Source organism: Variovorax dokdonensis, from assembly GCF_030316895.1.
Classification (GTDB): Bacteria; Pseudomonadota; Gammaproteobacteria; order Burkholderiales; family Burkholderiaceae_C; genus Variovorax; species Variovorax dokdonensis.
Genome location: NZ_JASZYV010000006.1, coordinates 102,384 through 120,501, shown reverse-complemented (window position 1 = coordinate 120,501; position 18,118 = coordinate 102,384). Strand labels below are relative to the sequence as shown.

13 protein-coding genes are annotated in these 18,118 nt (G+C 66.1%); 10 read left to right on the top strand and 3 right to left on the bottom strand.

All coding sequences use genetic code 11. The features are described 5' to 3' along the window. Nucleotides 1–30 precede the first annotated feature (30 nt). From QTH91_RS22105 to oxlT, 8 genes are all read left to right on the top strand, one after another. Nucleotides 31–1,074, top strand: a complete 1,044-nt coding sequence (locus QTH91_RS22105) for a DUF58 domain-containing protein (RefSeq protein WP_286662319.1) — start codon at nt 31–33, stop codon at nt 1,072–1,074. Further along, nucleotides 1,071–1,679, top strand: coding sequence for a DUF4381 domain-containing protein (locus QTH91_RS22100; RefSeq protein ID WP_286662318.1), 609 nt, complete (start codon nt 1,071–1,073; stop codon nt 1,677–1,679). The genes QTH91_RS22105 and QTH91_RS22100 overlap by 4 nt, the downstream gene beginning before the upstream one ends. Next, nucleotides 1,666–2,727: a VWA domain-containing protein gene (locus QTH91_RS22095; RefSeq protein ID WP_286662317.1), complete on the top strand. Its 1,062-nt coding sequence runs from the start codon at nt 1,666–1,668 to the stop codon at nt 2,725–2,727. Before QTH91_RS22100 ends, QTH91_RS22095 begins: the two co-directional genes overlap by 14 nt. Then, the gene (locus tag QTH91_RS22090) at nt 2,727–4,463 is read left to right on the top strand and encodes a VWA domain-containing protein (protein ID WP_286662316.1); all 1,737 of its coding nucleotides are present in this window, start codon (nt 2,727–2,729) and stop codon (nt 4,461–4,463) included. Before QTH91_RS22095 ends, QTH91_RS22090 begins: the two co-directional genes overlap by 1 nt. After that, nucleotides 4,460–5,830 carry a BatD family protein gene (locus QTH91_RS22085; RefSeq protein ID WP_286662315.1) on the top strand — a complete coding sequence of 457 codons (1,371 nt, stop codon included), beginning with the start codon at nt 4,460–4,462 and terminating at the stop codon, nt 5,828–5,830. The genes QTH91_RS22090 and QTH91_RS22085 overlap by 4 nt, the downstream gene beginning before the upstream one ends. A gap of 226 nt (nt 5,831–6,056) precedes the next feature. Continuing rightward, a complete protein-coding gene (locus QTH91_RS22080) occupies nt 6,057–6,737 on the top strand; it encodes a hypothetical protein (RefSeq protein ID WP_286662314.1) in 681 nt (226 codons plus the stop codon). Nucleotides 6,738–6,838: 101 nt separating this feature from the next. Then, nucleotides 6,839–6,976, top strand: coding sequence for a hypothetical protein (locus QTH91_RS22075; RefSeq protein ID WP_286662313.1), 138 nt, complete (start codon nt 6,839–6,841; stop codon nt 6,974–6,976). Between the two features lie 391 nt (nt 6,977–7,367). Beyond that, on the top strand, nt 7,368–8,723 hold the full coding sequence (gene oxlT / locus QTH91_RS22070; protein ID WP_286662312.1) for an oxalate/formate MFS antiporter: 1,356 nt from the start codon (nt 7,368–7,370) through the stop codon (nt 8,721–8,723). Between the two features lie 19 nt (nt 8,724–8,742). Here the strand turns inward: oxlT and QTH91_RS22065 are convergent, their stop codons facing one another. Together QTH91_RS22065 and map are read right to left on the bottom strand one after the other, a co-directional pair. After that, the gene (locus QTH91_RS22065) at nt 8,743–11,334 is read right to left on the bottom strand and encodes a [protein-PII] uridylyltransferase (RefSeq protein ID WP_286662311.1); all 2,592 of its coding nucleotides are present in this window, start codon (nt 11,332–11,334) and stop codon (nt 8,743–8,745) included. Between the two features lie 47 nt (nt 11,335–11,381). Continuing rightward, nucleotides 11,382–12,203, bottom strand: coding sequence for a type I methionyl aminopeptidase (gene map, locus QTH91_RS22060; protein WP_286662310.1), 822 nt, complete (start codon nt 12,201–12,203; stop codon nt 11,382–11,384). A gap of 163 nt (nt 12,204–12,366) precedes the next feature. Between map and purL the strand changes: the two genes are divergently transcribed. After that, complete coding sequence (gene purL, locus QTH91_RS22055) at nt 12,367–16,389, top strand: phosphoribosylformylglycinamidine synthase (protein WP_286662309.1); 4,023 nt, start codon at nt 12,367–12,369, stop codon at nt 16,387–16,389. Continuing rightward, the gene (gene ygiD, locus QTH91_RS22050; protein ID WP_286662308.1) at nt 16,386–17,216 is read left to right on the top strand and encodes a 4,5-DOPA-extradiol-dioxygenase; all 831 of its coding nucleotides are present in this window, start codon (nt 16,386–16,388) and stop codon (nt 17,214–17,216) included. Before purL ends, ygiD begins: the two co-directional genes overlap by 4 nt. A 92-nt stretch (nt 17,217–17,308) precedes the next feature. Here the strand turns inward: ygiD and QTH91_RS22045 are convergent, their stop codons facing one another. Continuing rightward, a complete protein-coding gene (locus tag QTH91_RS22045) occupies nt 17,309–18,094 on the bottom strand; it encodes a foldase protein PrsA (RefSeq protein ID WP_286662307.1) in 786 nt (261 codons plus the stop codon). Nucleotides 18,095–18,118 lie beyond the last annotated feature (24 nt).

The following is an 18,118-nucleotide window of genomic DNA, read 5'->3' as shown; positions in this document are numbered from 1 at the left end:
CGAGCAACCGTCAAGAACGGCGCGACTGGCATGGACTGGCGCAAGCGGCTTCATCTCGCCGGCATGGCCCGCGCGATGCCTCGCGCGGCCGCCACTGTGGCGACGCCTGAAAGCGCCACGACGCCTTCCGCCTCACGCGGCGTGCGCGTCAGCACGTCGGAACTGGTGGCCCTGGAAACTGCTGCGCGCGAATTCAGCTTCCTGCCGCGCCAGCCCGTGCACAGTGTGCTGGCCGGCCGTCATGCGTCCAAGGTGCGCGGCCGGGGACTCGACTTCGAAGAGCTGCGGCTCTACCTTCCGGGCGACGACATCCGCAGCATGGACTGGCGCGTGACCGCGCGCACCGGCACGCCCCATGTCCGTGTGTTCTCCGAAGAAAAAGACCGGCCTGCGCTGCTGCTGGTCGACCAGCGCATCAACATGTTCTTCGGCACTCGGCGAGCCATGAAATCGGTCGCGGCGGCCGAGGCGGCGGCGCTGGTCGCGTGGCGCGTCCTGATGGACGGTGACAGGGTGGGCGGCGTCGTCTTCGGTGACAAGGACCAGACCGACTTGCGGCCCCGGCGCAGCCGCGACGCCGTGCTCCAACTGCTGGGCGAGATCGAGCGGCGCAACCAGGCGTTGCGCGCCGATGCACCCGCCGGACGCGGCGGCGCCCAGCTCAACGAGGCCTTGCAACAGGCGGCCCGCCTGGCCCATCACGATCACCTCGTGGTGGTGATCAGCGATTTCGACGGCCATGACGCCACCACGCGCGAACTGATGAGCCGCATCGCCGCCCGCAACGACCTGCTGGCGGTGATCGTGCACGACCCCTTCCTCACCGATCTGCCGCCATCGGGCGATCTGGTGGTAAGCGACGGCGAGTTGCAGGTGGAGCTGGGCCTGGGCCGCGATGCCATCCGGCGCGGTATTGCCAGCTTTGCCGATGCGCGAAGCCGCGAACTGCTCGAATGGCGGCGCACCATCGGCGTGCCGGTGCTGCCGCTTTCCGCGGCGGAAGAAACGGCACCGCAACTGCGCCGACTGCTCGGCCAGGAAACGCCCCAGGGCCGGCGCGGGAGAGGGCCATGACGCGGGCACGGATCTACGCGCCGTCCAGCTTGGCCGCGTTCGCCTTCGTCGGCAGGGCAGCCGCGCAGAGCGGGGCCTCGTCCGCCACGACCCAACAAGCGGCCGACAAGACGGTCTCCATCACCGCGCTGGCCGATCCGGTGTCGGCCGAACCGGTGTCGTGGATGCCGCAGGCCACAGGCTGGAAGGTTCTGGCGGCCTTGGTGCTGCTGGCCGTGCTCTGGCTCTTGTGGCGTGCGGCACGCAAATGGTGGCGCGACCGGTATCGCCGCGACGCGCTGGCTGAGTTGCGACAGTTGGAGGCCAACTGGCAACGTGATCCGGCCAATGCGGTGCCTGTGCTTGTGGCGCTGCCGGCGCTCATCAAGCGGTGTGCCTTGTCGGCATGGCCGCGAGAGAAGGTCGCGGGTTGCAGCGGAGCGGCCTGGGCGAGCTTTCTCGAGTCGCACGCCGGGCACGCCCTGCACGGCGCGCAGGCCCTGAACCCACTGGTGCGAGAACTGCAGTACCAGGATGAAGCGCATCTGGCTCGCGTGTCGGCGGACGACGTGCGGATGCTGATCGACGCATCGCGCGAATGGATCGTGGGCCATGTATCAGCTTGAGTACCCTTGGTTGCTCGCCTTGCTGCCACTGCCGCTGCTGGTGTGGTGGCTCCTGCCCGCCTACCGGGAGGAAAGCGCCTCTATCCGGCTGCCGTTCTTCGGCGAGGTGGCGCGGGCGGTGGGCGCGCGACCCGCGGCGGGCGCCGTTGTGCCGCGCACCAACTGGCTGCAGAAGGTTCTGGCGCCTCTGGCCTGGGCGCTGCTCGTGCTGGCGCTGGCCAGGCCGCAGTTCGTGGAGCCGCCCCTCGAAAAGGTGCAACCGGCGCGCGACCTGCTCCTGGCGCTCGACCTTTCCCAATCGATGGCCACGCGCGACTTCACCCGGCCCGACGGTGTCGTGGTCACGCGCGCCGAGGCCGTCCAGCAGGTGGTGCGCGACTTCGTGGCGCGCCGCAAGACCGACCGCATCGGGCTCATCGTGTTCGGCGACGCGCCATATCCGCAGGCGCCGTTCACCATGGATCACGCGCTGATCGAGGCACTCATCGGCGAGTCGGTGCCCGGCATGGCAGGCCCGCGCACCGCGGTGGGCGACGCGATCGGCCTGGGCATGAAGCTGTTCGAGCACAGCGAAGCGCCGCAGAAGGTGCTCATCGTGCTGACCGACGGCAACGACACCGCCAGCAAGATGCCGCCCGAGCGCGCCGCAGCCATCGCCAAGCAACGCAAGGTGACGGTCCACACCATCGGCATCGGCAACCCCTCGGCCACGGGCGAGGACAAGGTCGACCTGGCCACCTTGCGCAGCATCTCGGCCGCCACGGGCGGGCAGTTCTTCTTCGCCGGCAACCAGGGCGAGTTGGAACGGGTCTATGCCACGCTGGACAGCATCACGCCCCAGAACCACAAGACACTGACCTGGCGGCCCCGGCACGAGCTTTACATGTGGCCCGTGGGCGCGGCGGTGCTGATCGTCATCGCCTACCAGCTGATCATGGCGATGCTCATGCTCGTGCGGCGATGGATGGTGCCGCGCAATCTGGATGAAGCCATCGAGGCCGCCAGCGCCGACGCGATCGTGCCGGCGTCATCCGGGGGGCAGCGCTGATGGACGCGATCTCGCAGTTCCACTTTCTGCGGCCCTGGTGGCTGCTGGCCTTGGTGGCCGCAGCGGTGCTGCTCTGGGCGGTCGGTCGTCGCGACAACGTGCGCAGGCGCTGGCGCGAAGTGATTTCTCCGCACCTGCTGGATGCCTTGGTGGTCGAGCCCGGGCGCGGGCGCCGTCTGCGACCGGTGCACCTGATCGCCGCCCTGATTTCGGTGGGCGCACTGGCAGCGGCCGGGCCCACCTGGGAGCGCGAACCCCCGCCGTTCATGGAGGACAAGGCGCCACTGGCCATCGCGATCGACATGTCGCCGACCATGAACGCCAGCGATGTCAGTCCGACGCGGCTGGAGCGCGCCAAGCTCAAGGTGCGTGCGCTGTTGGCGCAGCGTTCCGGCGCACGGACGGCGATCTATGCCTATGCGGGTTCCACCCACTTGGTGCTGCCGCTGACCGATGATGCGGCGCTCATCCAGACCTTCGTCGACGCGCTGCAAACCAACATCATGCCGGTGGCCGGCAAGAACACCGCTGCCGCCGTGCGCCAGATCGACGCGGCACTGGCCAAGGAGGACACGCCGGGCAGCATCGTCTTCATGACGGACGGGGTGGAGGCATCCGCCTTTGATGCCATCAAGACACATGCCGATGGCGCGGGAGCCCAACTGGTGGTGCTGGCCTTCGGCACCGAACGCGGCGGGGCGGTGCGCGGTCCGGATGGACAGCCCGGTGGGTTGGCCAGGCTCGATGTGGATGCGCTCAAGCGCCTGAAGAGCGACACCGGCGTGCCCGTCGCCACCGTCACGCTCGACAGCGACGACGACGTCCAATGGGTGCAGCGCCACGTGCAGTCGCACCTGCAACGCAAGGTGGCGGAATCCGGCGGGCAATGGAAGGAGTTCGGCTGGTGGCTGCTCTGGCCCACCGTGCTGCTGGGCGCGATGTGGTTTCGCAAGGGCTGGACCATCCGGTGGATCGCGTCGTGGTTGCTGGGGCTGATGCTCGGCTTCGGCCCCGGCGGCACCGGGATGCCGGTTGCGGCTCAGGAACTGGTCACATCCAGGGCGGCCGACAATGCGGCGGCGTCGTCGAGCCTCGATCTGTCTCCGCCGCCTTGGCGCTTTGTCGACCTGTGGCTCACGCGCGACCAGCAGGGTCGCCGCGCCTACGAGAAAGGGCAGTACGCCGAGGCCGCCCGCTTGTTCGACGATCCCATGTGGCGCGGGCTGGCCTCGTTCCGCGCCGGCCAGTTCAGCGATGCGGCTCAGCTTTTTGCCGAGGTCGACACGGCACCAGGGCATTTCAACGAAGGGGACGCGCTCGCCATGCTGGGCAAGTACGACGAGGCGGCGCTGGCCTTCCAGCGTGCCCTCAAGAAGCGACCCGGCTGGAAAGCGGCGCAGGACAACCTCCAGCTGGTGCACCAGCTCGCCGCCCAGAAGAACAAGCAGGACGAAGACGGCGACGAAGAGTCCGATCTCGATCCGGACGAGATCAAGTTCGACGATCGCGGCAAGAAGGGCAAGACGGTGAGCCAGCCCGGGCCAGGGCAGGGTGACGACGCCGTATGGATGCGCAACATCCAGACCTCGCCGACGATGCTGCTGGCGCGCAAGTTCGCCTTGCAGGCGGCACGGCCGGAGCAAGGTGCGGGCGGCGGTGCCGAGTCCGCGCCGTCGGCACCTGCCACGCCGGGGACGCCGCCCGGCGGAGGCGCCGCCCCGGTGGAGCGGCCATGATCAGGACAGCGCGCGCCGTCTGGCAGCTTCTTGTCTTCGTCGTGCTCTGCCTGAGCGGCGTTGCGCGGGCCGAGACTGCGCCCAACGTGCGCGTGGAAGTGCTGTCGAAGCAACCCGTGATCGTGGGGCAGCAGGTCGGCATCCGGGTGACCGTGGCCACGCCGAACTTCTTCACCAGCGCGCCGCCGTTTCCGACCCTGTCTGTGGACGGCGCCATCATCACCATGCCGGACGATCGAGGCGCGCATGGGGTGGAGCAGCAAGCCGGCCAGACCATCGCCACCATCGCCAAGACCTACGTCTTCGTGGCGCGGCGCGCTGGAGATTTCGACTTGCCGCAGGTGGACATCGATTTCAGCTATCGCGCCGACAACGGCGAGGCGCGACAGGCGAAGCTGCAACTGCCCGCCACGCGCATCACGGCGCGCCTGCCCGAGGGCGCGCGCGCGGGCGACGCCGTGCTGCCGAGCGCCGCCATCCAGATCCGCCAGCGGCTGGATCGGGACGCCAGCGGCCTTCAGGCAGGCGATGCCCTGGTGCGCACGGTGCAAGTCGATGCCGCCAACACGCAGGCCATGCTCATCCCGCCACCGGAATTCGAGGCCCCGGAGGGCGTTCGCGTCTTCGAGGCCGATCCGCAACTGAGCGACCACGATGGCCGCGACAGCGGCTTCGTGGGTGGCCGGCGCATCGACAAGGTGACCTACGTCTTCGAGAAGCCGGGGCACTACACCTTGCCGGCGGTGGAATTGAACTGGTTCGACCCTGCGACGCGCAAGTCTGCAAGCACGCAGGCACCCGTCATCGAAGTGGACGTCAAGGCCGCCAAGGCGGAGCAGGGCATCGCGCCGGACTTGCAGCTCGATGCAGCCAGCCTGAGGCATCGGGTCGCGTGGTGGCGTGTGGCGGCTTGGGCTGCCGTGATCGTGCTGGTTGTGCTGGCGCTGATGCTGGCCTGGCGTTCGCGCAAGCGCTGGGCTGCGTGGCGGGCCGCACAGCGCCAGGCCCGTCTGGTTTCCGATGCGCACATGTTCGAGCAGGCTCTCGCGGCATGCAGGCGGGGCGACGCGCCGGCGACGCACGCCGCGTTGATGGCATGGTCGCGTCGACATGCCCAGACTTCCCCCCAAGGGTGGGCACACGACCTGAACGACCCGGCACTGGCGGCGCGACTCGACGAACTGCAGCGCGCGCTTTATGCGGCGCGCGATGCCCAGCCTCCATGGACTGGCGGCGCGGCCCTCGCCAGCGCGCTGTCCGCCGCGCATCGCCAGTGGCGCCATCGGCATGCCAGCAGAGGGGGCAGACGCTGGTGGGGCGCCAATCCGCACGGCCTGCAGCAACTCAACCCAGTCTCCAAGCGCTGAATCTGGCGGGTGTGGCTGCCTGGCGCCGCTGAGGGCGGAGGGCGTGTAGCACAACAGTTCTATTGGCCTCGAATCGCACGAATGTGGATCCGAGGAAACCGTGAAACACGTCACGTAAGAAGCTTCGGAATATCGGCCGCAAGAAGCTCTGGTGGTAGCTTCCAGCCCAAGCGCACACGGACATCTGCTGTGAGGCGCATCAGCGGAGGCCAAGAACATGACAGGGATGAATGCAGCCCTTCGGGGAAGCGACGCGGGCGACAACAAGAGAAGAGAGGACCCCGGCGGCGGCGCCGTGCCGGTGTCGGCGCCCTTTGCCATCGACGAGGCGATTGCCTCGTGGAAGCAGGCGATGCGGACCCAGGTGGCGCAGTACTTCCGATGCCTTCGCGAGCAGGGCGTGTCACCGGTCAAATTTCACAAGGTCAAGGGCCGCAGCTTTGTCGAATTGACCATCGAGGGCGTGCGCTTCAAGGGGCAGGTGCGCAAGGGCCCCATCATCTCCGGGCTGGGCGCCGATTGCCCGTTGGCCAGCGCCTCGATCACATTCTGCGCGGATGACAGTTGGGGCCAATCCGCTTCACGCTGGGCGATTTGCAACCATCGAACGCAGCGGCGCATTGCGCTGGACATCCTGTCCATGGCCGGCATCCGCGCATTGGCCTGCGAATTCGGACTCGTCATTCACGGCGAAGGCCCATCCGAAATGCTTTCGGAATCGGAATGCTTCGTGAATTCGACGGCGTATGACCAATTGCAGGCCTGGATCATGAAATATCCGCTGCTGGCCAATCGCCTGTTGCTGGAGTTTCCGGAATTCCTGGGCGACGCGAGAAATAACGAAGACTTGCGGCCGCGATCGCGCTACCGCAAGTTATGGGAATTCCAGTATTTGGCCAATCCATGATGCGCTTGGACGATTCGGCTGTCATTGACCTGGGTCAATGGCGCCAGGCAAGGGTAAACCCTAGAATGGTGCCCAGACATCAATCAAAGGAACGATCAACCATGACCACCATCGCTACCACCCTCACCACCGCCGCACAAGGCAACCCTGCCGCCCATCGTCATTCGTGGCTGCGGGAACTCATTGCTGCCATGCCCATCGTCATCCTGGTCAAGGCCATGCGTTCCGCCCGTCGCTGACGCAAGCTCCATCCCTCCCAAAAAAAAGGCCGCGATTTTCGCGGCCCTTTTTGTTTTGATTCGCCAATGACCATCCGGCGCTAATGAAAGGTAAATGAAAGCCACTAGAAAGGTCATTGAAAGAATAATGAAAGGCAATTGATCAATCGATGAGCGGCAAAGTCTTTTGGCAGGCTTTCGTATTCAAAATTGCCCTGATCGAATCGGTCTCTACGCATTCGTTGCCATAAATAGAGGTCGACATTTCGGAAATTCTTGATCGCCGTCAAGAAGTTCTGAGGCGCTGACTTTTGACAATGACTTCCGTCGATGAATAAGGTTTTGCCGTCAAAGGCATTTGCTTCGCCGGACCATCGTCAAGTCAGCTCAACAGATCAATGGAGACCAACACATGACAAAAGACAACACGTTGGCGACGACGGTGGGCCGCCCCGCCTCGTACCGATGGATGCAGCTTCTCATGGGCATCGTATGCATGGCGATGATCGCCAACCTGCAGTACGGCTGGACCCTCTTCGTGAATCCGATCGCCGAAAAGCACGGCTGGTCGCGCGCGGCGATCCAGGTTGCGTTCACGATCTTCGTGCTGACCGAGACTTGGCTGGTGCCGATCGAAGGCTACCTGGTCGACCGCTTCGGTCCGCGCCCGGTGGTCTTGGTGGGCGGCTTGTTCTGCGGGCTCGGCTGGGTGCTCAACTCCATGGCCGATTCGCTGGGTCTGTTGTACGTGGCCGCGGCCATCAGCGGCATCGGCGCCGGTGCGGTTTACGGCACCTGCGTGGGCAACGCCCTCAAGTGGTTCCCTGACCGCCGCGGTCTGGCGGCAGGCATGACGGCGGCGGGCTTCGGTGCCGGTTCCGCGCTCACCATCCTGCCCATCTCGGCCATGATCAGGAACAGCGGCTACGAGTCGGCGTTCCTGTATTTCGGCATCGGGCAGGGCGTGGTCGTCGTGCTGATTGCGCTGCTTCTGACCGATCCGCGCCAGGGCGTTGGCGCCGCCATCAAGGCCAAGGTGCAGTCCTTGAGCAAGAGCGGCGGCGTGCTTCAGTCGCGGCGCGACTTCAAGCCTGCCGAAGTTGTCCGTACGCCGGTGTTCTGGGTGATGTACTTCATGTTCGTCGTCGTCGCGGCGGGTGGCCTGATGGCCACGGCGCAGTTGGGCCCGATCGCCAAGGACTTCAACATTGGCGACGTGCCGGTTTCGATCATGGGCCTGACCTTGCCGGCGCTGACTTTCGCCCTCGCCATCGACCGCGTGCTCAATGGCCTGACCCGCCCTTTCTTCGGTTGGGTTTCCGATCGGATCGGCCGTGAACTGACCATGTTCGTCGCCTTTGGCCTGGAAGCCTTCGGCATCCTGGCGCTCTACCACTACGGCCACCATCCGGTGGCCTTCGTCATCCTGACTGGCCTGGTGTTCTTCGCCTGGGGCGAGATCTACAGCCTGTTCCCGTCGACCTGCGCCGACACCTTCGGCAGCAAGTTCGCAGCGTCGAACGCCGGCATGCTGTACACGGCCAAGGGAACGGCTTCGCTGGTGGTGCCTTTGACGAGCGTGCTGACCACCATGACGGGCAGTTGGCACGCGGTCTTCATCGCCGCCAGTTCGCTCAACGCGCTGGCTGCGCTGATGGCCTGGTTCATCCTGCGGCCGATGCGCCGGGCACACATCGAAGCGGCGAACCACGAGGTGAGTGCCGTCGACGCTCGGCCGGCTGGCGATCAGAGCGCGCTCGCGCACTGATCGGCGGGATCGCACATCGCTATTCGGAAAGGGCTTCGACCAGTTCCGTCTCGATGTCCATCTGAGAGCGGTGGGCCTGCAGTTCGTTGCCGCTGATGAGGAAGGTGTCTTCGACCCGCTCGCCCAGCGTCGTGACCTTGGCCAGTTGAAGGTTGATGTGGTGTCTGGCCAGCACGCGCGCCACCGAATACAAGAGGCCGGCGCGGTCGCTCGCGGAGATGTTGAGCACCCAGCGCTGCGCCTTCTCGTCGGGCGCAAGGGTCACGCGGGTCTTGATCGGGAAGCTCTTGACCCGGCGCGACACGCGGCCCCGGCTGGGCGCCGGCAGCTCGCCGCTTTGGGTGAGCGCCAGGGGCAGGTCGGTCTCGACCATGCTGATCAACTCGCGGTAGTGCTCGGGCAGGAAAGTCGTCACCACCTGGAAGGTGTCGAGCGCGTAGCCGTTGCTGGCGGTGTGGACCTTGGCATCGAGAATGCTGAACGAGGCCTGGTCGAAGTAACCGCAGATGCGCGCGAAAAGATCGGTCTGGTCGGGCGTGTAGACCAGCACCTGCAGCCCTTCGCCGACCGGTGAAAGGCGGGCGCGGACGATCGGTGCCGCATTGACGTCCACCGGCACGCCGCGCAGCGGCACATGGCGCGACAACTGGCGCGCATGCCAGGCGATCTCGCTGGCGTCGTGGCGCATGAAGTAGCCGACGTTCAGCGTCTCCCACAATGCCTTGTGGGCTTCGAAGGGCATGGCGTGCGGTGCGAGCAACGCCAGCGCCTCGCGCTTGCGCGCCTCGATCTCGGCGCCCGGGTCGGGTGCGTGGCCGCCCAATGCCCGCGACGTGGCCCGGTACAGGTCTTCGAGCAGCTTGCCTTTCCACGCGTTCCAGACGCGCGGCGACGTGCCCCGGATGTCGGCCACGGTGAGCAGGTACAAGGCAGTGAGGTAACGCTCGCTGCCCACCAGCTTGGCGAAATCGGCGATCACCTGAGGATCGCTCAGGTCCTTCTTCTGTGCGATCTGGCTCATCACCAGGTGCGATGCAACGAGGAACTCGATCAGCTTCGCGTCTTCGCGGTCGATGCCGTGCTGCTTGCAGAAGCGCCGCACATCACGCGCGCCGAGCTCGGAATGGTCGCCGCCCCGGCCCTTGGCGATGTCGTGGAAGAGGGCCGCCACGTAGAGCACCCAGGGCTTGTCCCATCCGCCGGCCAGCTGCGAGCAGAAGGGGTATTCGTGCGCATGCTCGACGATGAAGAAGCGGCGCACGTTGCGCAGCACCATGAGCACGTGCTGGTCCACCGTATAGACGTGGAACAGGTCGTGCTGCATCTGACCGACGATGTCGCGGAACACCTTCAGGTAACGGCCCAGCACCGAGGTCTGGTTCATCAGCCGGAACGCGTGGGTGATGCCGCGCGGCTCCTTGAGGATGCGCATGAACATCCCGTGATTGGCCGGGCTGTTGCGGAAGTCTGCATCCATCACGTGGCGGGCGTTGTAGAGCGCACGCAGCGTGCGCGCCGACAGGCCCTTGATTCCGACCGTCTTCTCGTAGAGCCAGAAAGTCTCGAGGATGGCGTTGGGCTGGCGCAGGTACAGATCGTCGCTCGCCACCTCCAGCGTGCCGCCCTTGTCGAAGAAGCGTTCGTTGATCGGCCGCGGCACCTCGACTTGCGGCGACAGGCGCTCGGCGATGTTGAGCAGCAGGATCTCGTTGAGCTGCGCCACGGCCTTGGCGGCCCAGTAGTAGCGGCGCATCAGCGCCTCGCTGGCCTTGCGCTTCGAATCGCCTTCGTAACCGAAGGCGGCCGCCACGGCGGTCTGCATGTCGAACACCAGGCGGTCTTCACGGCGGTTGGCAATCACGTGCAGCCGGGCACGGATGAGCGAGAGCAAGGCTTCGTTGCGCTTGATCTGCTGCACCTCGAACGCGGTGGCCAGTCCGTTCTTGGCCAGATCGTCCCAGGTGTTGCCGAAACCGGCCGCTCGGGACACCCACAGGATCACCTGCAGGTCACGAAGCCCGCCGGGCGACTCCTTGCAGTTGGGCTCGAGCGAGTAGGGCGTGTTGTCGAACTTCTGGTGGCGGTGGCGCATCTCCTGCGTCTTGGCCTCGAAGAAGTCGTTCGGGTCGATGGCGGCCATGAAGCGCTCGCGAAACCCGAGGTAGAGCTTGCGGTCGCCGGCCAGCAGGCGCGATTCGAGCAGGGCGGTCTGCACCGTGACGTCGCTGGCCGCCTCGGCCAGGCACTGCTCCGAGGTGCGCACCGACGAGCCGATCTCCAGGCCAGCGTCCCAGCACTGGCTGATGAAGGTCTCGATCCGAGCCAGCTCCTCGCCCTCGGCGGGCGCGTCGTCCGGCATGAGCAGAAGCACGTCGACATCCGAATGCGGAAACAACTCGCCGCGTCCGAATCCCCCCACGGCAACCAGCGCAAAGCGGTTGTGAAACCCGCCGGCGGTCCACAGGGCGCGCAGCGCCTCGTCGGCCAGGGTGGCCAACTGGCGCAGCACGCCACGGACGCTGCGGGCCGGCGCATGCGCGCTGCGCAGCGTGTCGAACACCGCGAGCTTGTGGCCGCGGTAGGCGTCGCGCAGCATGGGGAGGTCGACCATGTCCGCTCTCTCGAAATGCGGGAAGAGCCGCGAGCGCGCCGTTCGGTTCAAGCGGTCGCGACGCTGGGATTGACGAAATCGGGGATGGGCGGGCTGCCGGCCGACAGGGTCAACACCTCGTACCCGGTCTCGGTGACCAGCACCGTGTGCTCCCATTGGGCCGAGAGCGAGTGGTCGCGCGTGACGATGGTCCAGCCGTCGTTGCCGAACTCCTTGATGTCGCGCCGGCCGGCATTGATCATCGGCTCGATGGTGAAGGTCATGCCTGGCTTGAGTTCCTCCAGCGTGCCCGGCCTGCCGTAATGCAGAACCTGCGGCTCTTCGTGGAAGACCCTGCCGATGCCGTGGCCGCAGAACTCGCGGACCACCGAGAAGCCATTGCTTTCTGCAAAGCGCTGGATGGCAAAGCCGATGTCGCCCAGCCGCGCGCCCGGCTTGACCTTGGTGATGCCGTGCCACATGGCGTCGTAGGTGAAGGCGCAAAGGCGCTTGGCGGCAATCGATCCGTCGCCCACGATGAACATCCGGCTCGTGTCGCCGTGCCAGCCGTCCTTGATGACGGTAACGTCGATGTTGAGGATGTCGGCCTTCTTGAGCGCCCGGTCGTTCGGAATGCCGTGGCACACCACGTGGTTGACCGAGGTGCAGATCGACTTGGGGTAGGGCACGGTGCCGGCGCCCATGTAGTTCAGCGGGGCGGGGATCGCGCCTTGAACCTGGGTGATGTACTCGTGGGCCAGGCGGTCGAGTTCGTTCGTGGTCACGCCGGGCTTCACGTGCGGCGTGAGGTAGTCCAGCACTTCGGACGCAAGCCGGCACGCCACGCGCATGCCAGCCACGCCTTCGGCGTCTTTGTAGGTGATGCTCATGCCCGGGATTATCCCATCGGGCCTGAAAACACGTTCTAAAATTCACGGTTTGCGCGAATTGGCCCCAGTCAGCGGCCAAGCCCGTCGCAGCCCGAGCACCTGGCATCCGCCCCCATCTGCCCAAGTTACGCCTTCAACCTGCGGCCGCAAGGCCCGAGCACTCGTGACCTCTCAACGGCCCCATTCCCCCCCGCATGTAACGCGTTTTCATGGCGCGCGCGCCCTGAGCGACTTCCGCGCCCGCCAACTGCTGCCCCGATTGGCAGCGCTGGACGAGCGGATCGAGGCCATTTCGGCCCACTTCGTCCACCTGGTGGCCACCGACGAGGCGCTCGATGCTGCGCACCAGCAGCGCTTTGCCGCCCTGCTGACCTACGGCGAGCCGGCCGAGGCGCAGCAGGCGGCGCATGCCAGCCTGGTGGTGTCGCCCCGGCTGGGTACGGTTTCGCCGTGGGCTTCCAAGGCGACGGACATCGCGCGCAACTGCGGCCTTTCCGTGCGCCGCGTGGAGCGGGTCACGCAGTACCACCTGCAGCTCAAGTCCTCGCTGTTCAACCGTTCGCCCGAGCTTTCCGCGCAGACGCTGGCCGCCGCTGCCGAGTTGCTGCACGATCGAATGACCGAATCGGTCCTGCCCTCTCTGGAGGAGGCGCAGGTGCTGTTCGCCGAACTGCCCGCCACGCCGATGGCGCACGTGGACGTCGCCACAGGCGGGCGCGCCGCCCTGGAGGAGGCCAATCGCACCTTCGGCCTGGCGCTCGCCGACGACGAGATCGACTACCTGGTCGAAGCGTTTACCCGCCTGGGCCGCAACCCGACCGATGTCGAGCTGATGATGTTCGCCCAGGCCAACAGCGAGCACTGCCGCCACAAGATCTTCAATGCGGAGTTCAGCATCGACGGGCAAAAGCAGCCGCTGAGCCTGTTCGGCATGATCCGCAACACCGAGCGCCTGCACCCGCAGCACACGGTGGTGGCCTATTCGGACAACGCCGCCATCATGGAAGGCCATGACGTCGAGCGCTTCGCCGCGCGCATGGACATGCAGGGCTCGCCGCAATACGGCAAGCAGGCCGCCACGCATCACGTGCTGATGAAGGTGGAAACCCACAACCATCCGACGGCCATTTCTCCGTTTCCAGGCGCCTCGACCGGCGCGGGCGGCGAGATCCGCGACGAGGGTGCCACCGGCCGGGGCTCCAGGCCGAAGGCCGGCCTGACGGGCTTTTCCGTCTCCAGCCTGTGGCCGAAGGAGGGCGACGACTACGGCAAGCCCGAGCACATCGCCAGCCCGCTGCAGATCATGACCGAGGGTCCGCTGGGCGGAGCCGCCTTCAACAACGAATTCGGCCGGCCGAACCTGCTGGGCTATTTCCGCGAGTACGAGCAGACGGTGGCGAGCGATGTCGACAGCATCCGCCGCGGCTATCACAAGCCCATCATGATCGCCGGCGGCCTGGGTCAGATCGACGCTGGGCTGACGCAGAAGATCCAGTTTCCCGCCGGCACGCTGCTGATCCAGTTGGGAGGCCCCGGCATGCGCATCGGCATGGGCGGCGGCGCCGCCAGCTCCATGGCCACCGGCATGAACGCCGCCGAACTCGATTTCGACTCGGTCCAGCGCGGCAATCCGGAGATCGAACGCCGCGCGCAGGAGGTTATTAATCACTGCTGGTTGCAGGGCGATGCCAATCCGATCCTGGCCATTCACGACGTGGGTGCCGGCGGCCTTTCCAATGCGTTCCCCGAGATCACCAACGATGCCGGGCGTGGCGCCCGTTTCGACTTGTCGGCTGTCCCGCTGGAGGAAAGCGGTCTGGCGCCGAAGGAAATCTGGTGCAACGAAAGCCAGGAGCGCTACGTGCTGGCCATCGCGCCGGAATCGCTGCCGCAGTTCCAGGCCTTCTGCGAACGCGAGCGTTGCCCCTTCGCCGTGGTCGGCGTGGCCACGGAAGAGCGCCAGTTGATGCTCACGCAGGAAGGCGGCGAACAAGACCAGCCCGTGAACATGCCAATGGACGTGCTGTTGGGCAAGCCGCCCAAGATGCACCGCGACGTGAAGACGGTGGCCCGCCAGTTCAGGCCGCTCGAGCTGACCGGCGTCGAGTTGCAGAAGGCGGCGATCGACGTGCTGTCGCATCCGACGGTGGCCTCCAAGCGCTTTCTCGTCACGATCGGCGACCGCACGGTCGGTGGTTTGACCCATCGTGACCAGATGGTCGGCCCATGGCAGGTGCCGGTGGCCGACTGCGCCGTCACACTGGCCGATTTCAAGGGCTTCGCCGGCGAGGCAATGAGCATGGGCGAGCGCACGCCGCTGGCGGCGCACGATGCGCCGGCATCGGGCCGCATGGCGGTGGCCGAAGCCATCACCAACCTGCTGGCCGCGCCCATTGAACTGGCGCGCGTCAAGCTGTCGGCCAACTGGATGGCCGCCTGCGGGGAGCCTGGCGAAGACGCTGCGCTGTACGAGACGGTCAAGGCCGTCGGCATGGAACTGTGCCCGGCGCTGGGCGTGTCGATCCCGGTGGGCAAGGATTCGCTGTCCATGCGCACCCAGTGGAAGGAGGAGGGCGCGGACAAGCGCGTGACCTCGCCCGTCAGCCTGATCGTGACAGCGTTCGCCACCATCGACGACGTGCGCGCCACGCTCACGCCCCAACTCGATGCGCAGACCGAAGACACCACCCTGGTGCTGATCGACCTGGGTCGCGGCAAGCACCGCATGGCAGGCAGCGTGCTGGCCCAGACGCTGAGCCAGAGCGGCGACACCGTGCCCGATCTCGACGATGCGCAAGACCTGGTGCGGCTTGTGGATGCCGTCAACGAACTGCGTGGCCAGGGCCGCATCTTGGCCATGCATGACCGAAGCGACGGCGGCCTGTTCGCCAGCGCCTGCGAGATGGCCTTCGCCGGCCAGGTGGGCATTGCGCTGAATGTCGACATGCTGGTCACCGAAGGCGACGGCATCAGCGACAGCCGCGCCGAATACGGCGACGCCAAGAACTGGGCCGGCCAGGTGAGCGCGCGGCGCGAGGAACTCACCCTCAAGGCGCTGTTCAGCGAAGAGTTGGGCATGCTGCTGCAGGTGCGTACCTCCGAGCGCAACGAGGTCATGCAGATCCTGCGTTCGCACGGTCTTTCGGCATGCAGTCATTTCGTCGGCAAGACCCGTCCGGTGAGTTCGCCGATCGACGCCGGCAAGGGCCGCGTCGAGGTATGGCGCGATGCCAAGTCGGTGTTCGGCGCAAGCTTGCAGGATCTGCAGCAGGTCTGGGATTCGGTCAGCTGGAAGATCGCCCGCGAGCGCGACAACCCCCAATGCGCCGACGAGGAACACGCCGCCGCCGGCGATCCGTCCGACCTGGGCTTGCAGGTGGTGCTGCCGCGTCCGCTGCCCGAAGCACCGGCGGTGCTGACGGAACGTCCGCGCGTGGCCATCCTGCGCGAGCAGGGCGTCAATTCGCATGTCGAGATGGCCTACGCCTTCACCGAGGCCGGCTTCGACGCTTTCGACGTTCACATGAGCGACTTGCAATCGGGCCGCGCCGATCTCGCCAGCTTCAAGGGTGTGGTGGCTTGCGGCGGCTTCAGCTACGGCGACACGTTGGGCGCCGGCATCGGTTGGGCGCGCTCCATCACCTTCAACCCGCGCCTGTCCGAGCAGTTCCAGGGCTTCTTCGGGCGTGCTGACACCTTCGGTCTGGGGGTATGCAACGGCTGCCAGATGTTCGCCGAGCTGGCCGACATCATTCCCGGCGCACAGGATTGGCCACGCTTTACGACCAACCAGAGCGAGCGCTTCGAGGCGCGCCTGTCGCAAGTGGAAGTTCTGGATTCGCCCAGCCTCTTCTTTGCCGGCATGGCCGGTGCGCGCCTGCCGATTGCCGTGGCGCACGGCGAAGGCTTCGCCAATTTCCGCCATCGCGGCAACGCGGATCGAGCCATCGCCGCCATGCGCTATGTCGACAACCACGGCGTGGCGACAGAGCGCTATCCGTTCAACCCGAACGGCAGCCCGGGCGGATTGACGTCGGTCACCACCGCCGACGGCCGCTTCACCGCGCTCATGCCGCATCCGGAGCGCGTGTTCCGCAACGTGCAGATGAGCTGGACTTCGGGCGACAAGAGTGCGTTCAGCCCATGGATGCAGATCTGGCGCAACGCGCGCAAGTGGGTGGGATGAACACCCCGCTTCGGCCTTCGCCCACCATGCCGGTGATGTTCATCGGGCACGGCAGCCCGATGAACGCCATCGAGGACAACCATTGGCGTGCCGCCTGGCAATCGCTGGGCACGGAATTCGGCGAGCGCTATCCCACGCCGCAGTTGATTCTTTGCATCTCGGCGCACTGGCTCACGCGCGGCGGCTGGTTCCTCACCGGCATGGCCCAGCCGCGCACGATCCACGACTTCGGCGGCTTTCCGCAGGAGTTGTTTGCGCAGCAATATCCCGCGCCCGGCGCGCCGCAGGCCGCCGAGGAGATCGCTGCGGGCGTGCACCAGCCGGACAGTGGCGCTGCGTTGGGCATCGATGCAGACCAATGGGGGCTGGACCACGGCGCCTGGTCGGTGCTCAAACCCATGTTTCCTCAGGCGGACATTCCGGTGGTCCAACTGAGCATGAACTACGCCCGGCCCCCGGCCGAACACTTCGAACTTGCCCGCCAGTTGCGCGCACTGCGTGATCGCGGCGTATTGATCGTCGGCAGCGGCAACGTCGTGCACAACCTGCGGCAGATCCGCTTCGGCGTGCCCGACAACCAGGCTTACGACTGGGCGGTGGAGTTCGACGCGGTGGTCAGCGACCAGGTGAAAGGCGGCCGGCTGAGCGAACTCGTGAACTTCCAGCAGCTTGGCGCCGTGGCCCAGCAGGCCCACCCGACCTACGACCACTACCTGCCGTTGCTCTACGCGGCCGCAGCGGTCGACCCCGACAAGGACGTCCCGCGCTTCTTCAACGAAGGATTCCAGGCCGCATCGATCTCCATGCGCTCGATGGTCTGGGCCTGAATACCCGGGTGCCCCGCGCCCGATCCGCAGCCCAATGCAAAACGCCCTCCACCCCGAAGGGAGGAGGGCGTCGAGCGTGAACCGTTGAACGCTTACTCGACCTTGGCCTTGGCGCGAAGGTCTTCCTGATACTTCTGCAGTTGTTGCTGCTGCAGTTGCTGAGCGATCTGCGGCTTGAGTTCAGCCATGGTCGGCAGCTTGGCCTGGCGGACGTCGTCCACGCGGATGATGTGCCAGCCGAACTGGGACTTGATCGGCGCCTGGGTCATCTGTCCCTTGTCCAGCTTGACCATGGCTTCGGAGAATTCGGGCACGAAGCTGCTCGGCGTGGCCCAGTCCAGATCGCCGCCGTTGGCTGCGGAACCCGGGTCCTTGCTCTGCTTCTTGGCGATGTCCTCGAACTTGCCACCCTTCTTCAGGTCGGCGATGACCTTCTTGGCTTGGTCTTCGGTTTCGACCAGGATGTGGCGGACCTTGTATTCCTTGCCGCCATTGGCAGCGGCAAACTTGTCGTACTCGGCCTGGATCTGCGCGTCGGTGACCGGATTTGCCTTGGAGTAGTCGGCAAACAGCTGGCGGATCAGGATGGCCTGGCGGGCGAGTTCGACCTGGGCCTTGAAATCGTCGGTCTTGTCCAGGCCCTTGCTGCGGGCGGCCTGCATGAAGACCTCGCGCATGATGATCTCTTCCTTGAGCGCCGGTTCCATCTCGGGCGTGACCGGGCGGCCGGCAGCCGTCAATTGCTGCGTCAGCGCGTCCATGCGCGCCTTGGGCACCGGTTGCCCGTTGACGATGGCGATGTTCTGCGCCTGGGCGGCCACAGTCACCGCGCCAAGGAACGCCGCGGTCGCGGCGACCTTCAAGAGCTGTTTCTTCATGGGAAGCAAAAAAGGGAAGTTTTG

What these genes read in the sequence shown, in the direction of transcription:
- QTH91_RS22105 (WP_286662319.1), top strand. Translation starts at nt 31, where the DNA reads ATGGACTGGCGCAAGCGGCTTCATCTCGCCGGCATGGCCCGCGCGATG.
- QTH91_RS22100 (WP_286662318.1), top strand. Translation starts at nt 1,071, where the DNA reads ATGACGCGGGCACGGATCTACGCGCCGTCCAGCTTGGCCGCGTTCGCC.
- QTH91_RS22095 (WP_286662317.1), top strand. Translation starts at nt 1,666, where the DNA reads ATGTATCAGCTTGAGTACCCTTGGTTGCTCGCCTTGCTGCCACTGCCG.
- QTH91_RS22090 (WP_286662316.1), top strand. Translation starts at nt 2,727, where the DNA reads ATGGACGCGATCTCGCAGTTCCACTTTCTGCGGCCCTGGTGGCTGCTG.
- QTH91_RS22085 (WP_286662315.1), top strand. Translation starts at nt 4,460, where the DNA reads ATGATCAGGACAGCGCGCGCCGTCTGGCAGCTTCTTGTCTTCGTCGTG.
- QTH91_RS22080 (WP_286662314.1), top strand. Translation starts at nt 6,057, where the DNA reads ATGAATGCAGCCCTTCGGGGAAGCGACGCGGGCGACAACAAGAGAAGA.
- QTH91_RS22075 (WP_286662313.1), top strand. Translation starts at nt 6,839, where the DNA reads ATGACCACCATCGCTACCACCCTCACCACCGCCGCACAAGGCAACCCT.
- oxlT (WP_286662312.1), top strand. Translation starts at nt 7,368, where the DNA reads ATGACAAAAGACAACACGTTGGCGACGACGGTGGGCCGCCCCGCCTCG.
- QTH91_RS22065 (WP_286662311.1), bottom strand. Translation starts at nt 11,334, where the DNA reads ATGGTCGACCTCCCCATGCTGCGCGACGCCTACCGCGGCCACAAGCTC.
- map (WP_286662310.1), bottom strand. Translation starts at nt 12,203, where the DNA reads ATGAGCATCACCTACAAAGACGCCGAAGGCGTGGCTGGCATGCGCGTG.
- ygiD (WP_286662308.1), top strand. Translation starts at nt 16,386, where the DNA reads ATGAACACCCCGCTTCGGCCTTCGCCCACCATGCCGGTGATGTTCATC.
- QTH91_RS22045 (WP_286662307.1), bottom strand. Translation starts at nt 18,094, where the DNA reads ATGAAGAAACAGCTCTTGAAGGTCGCCGCGACCGCGGCGTTCCTTGGC.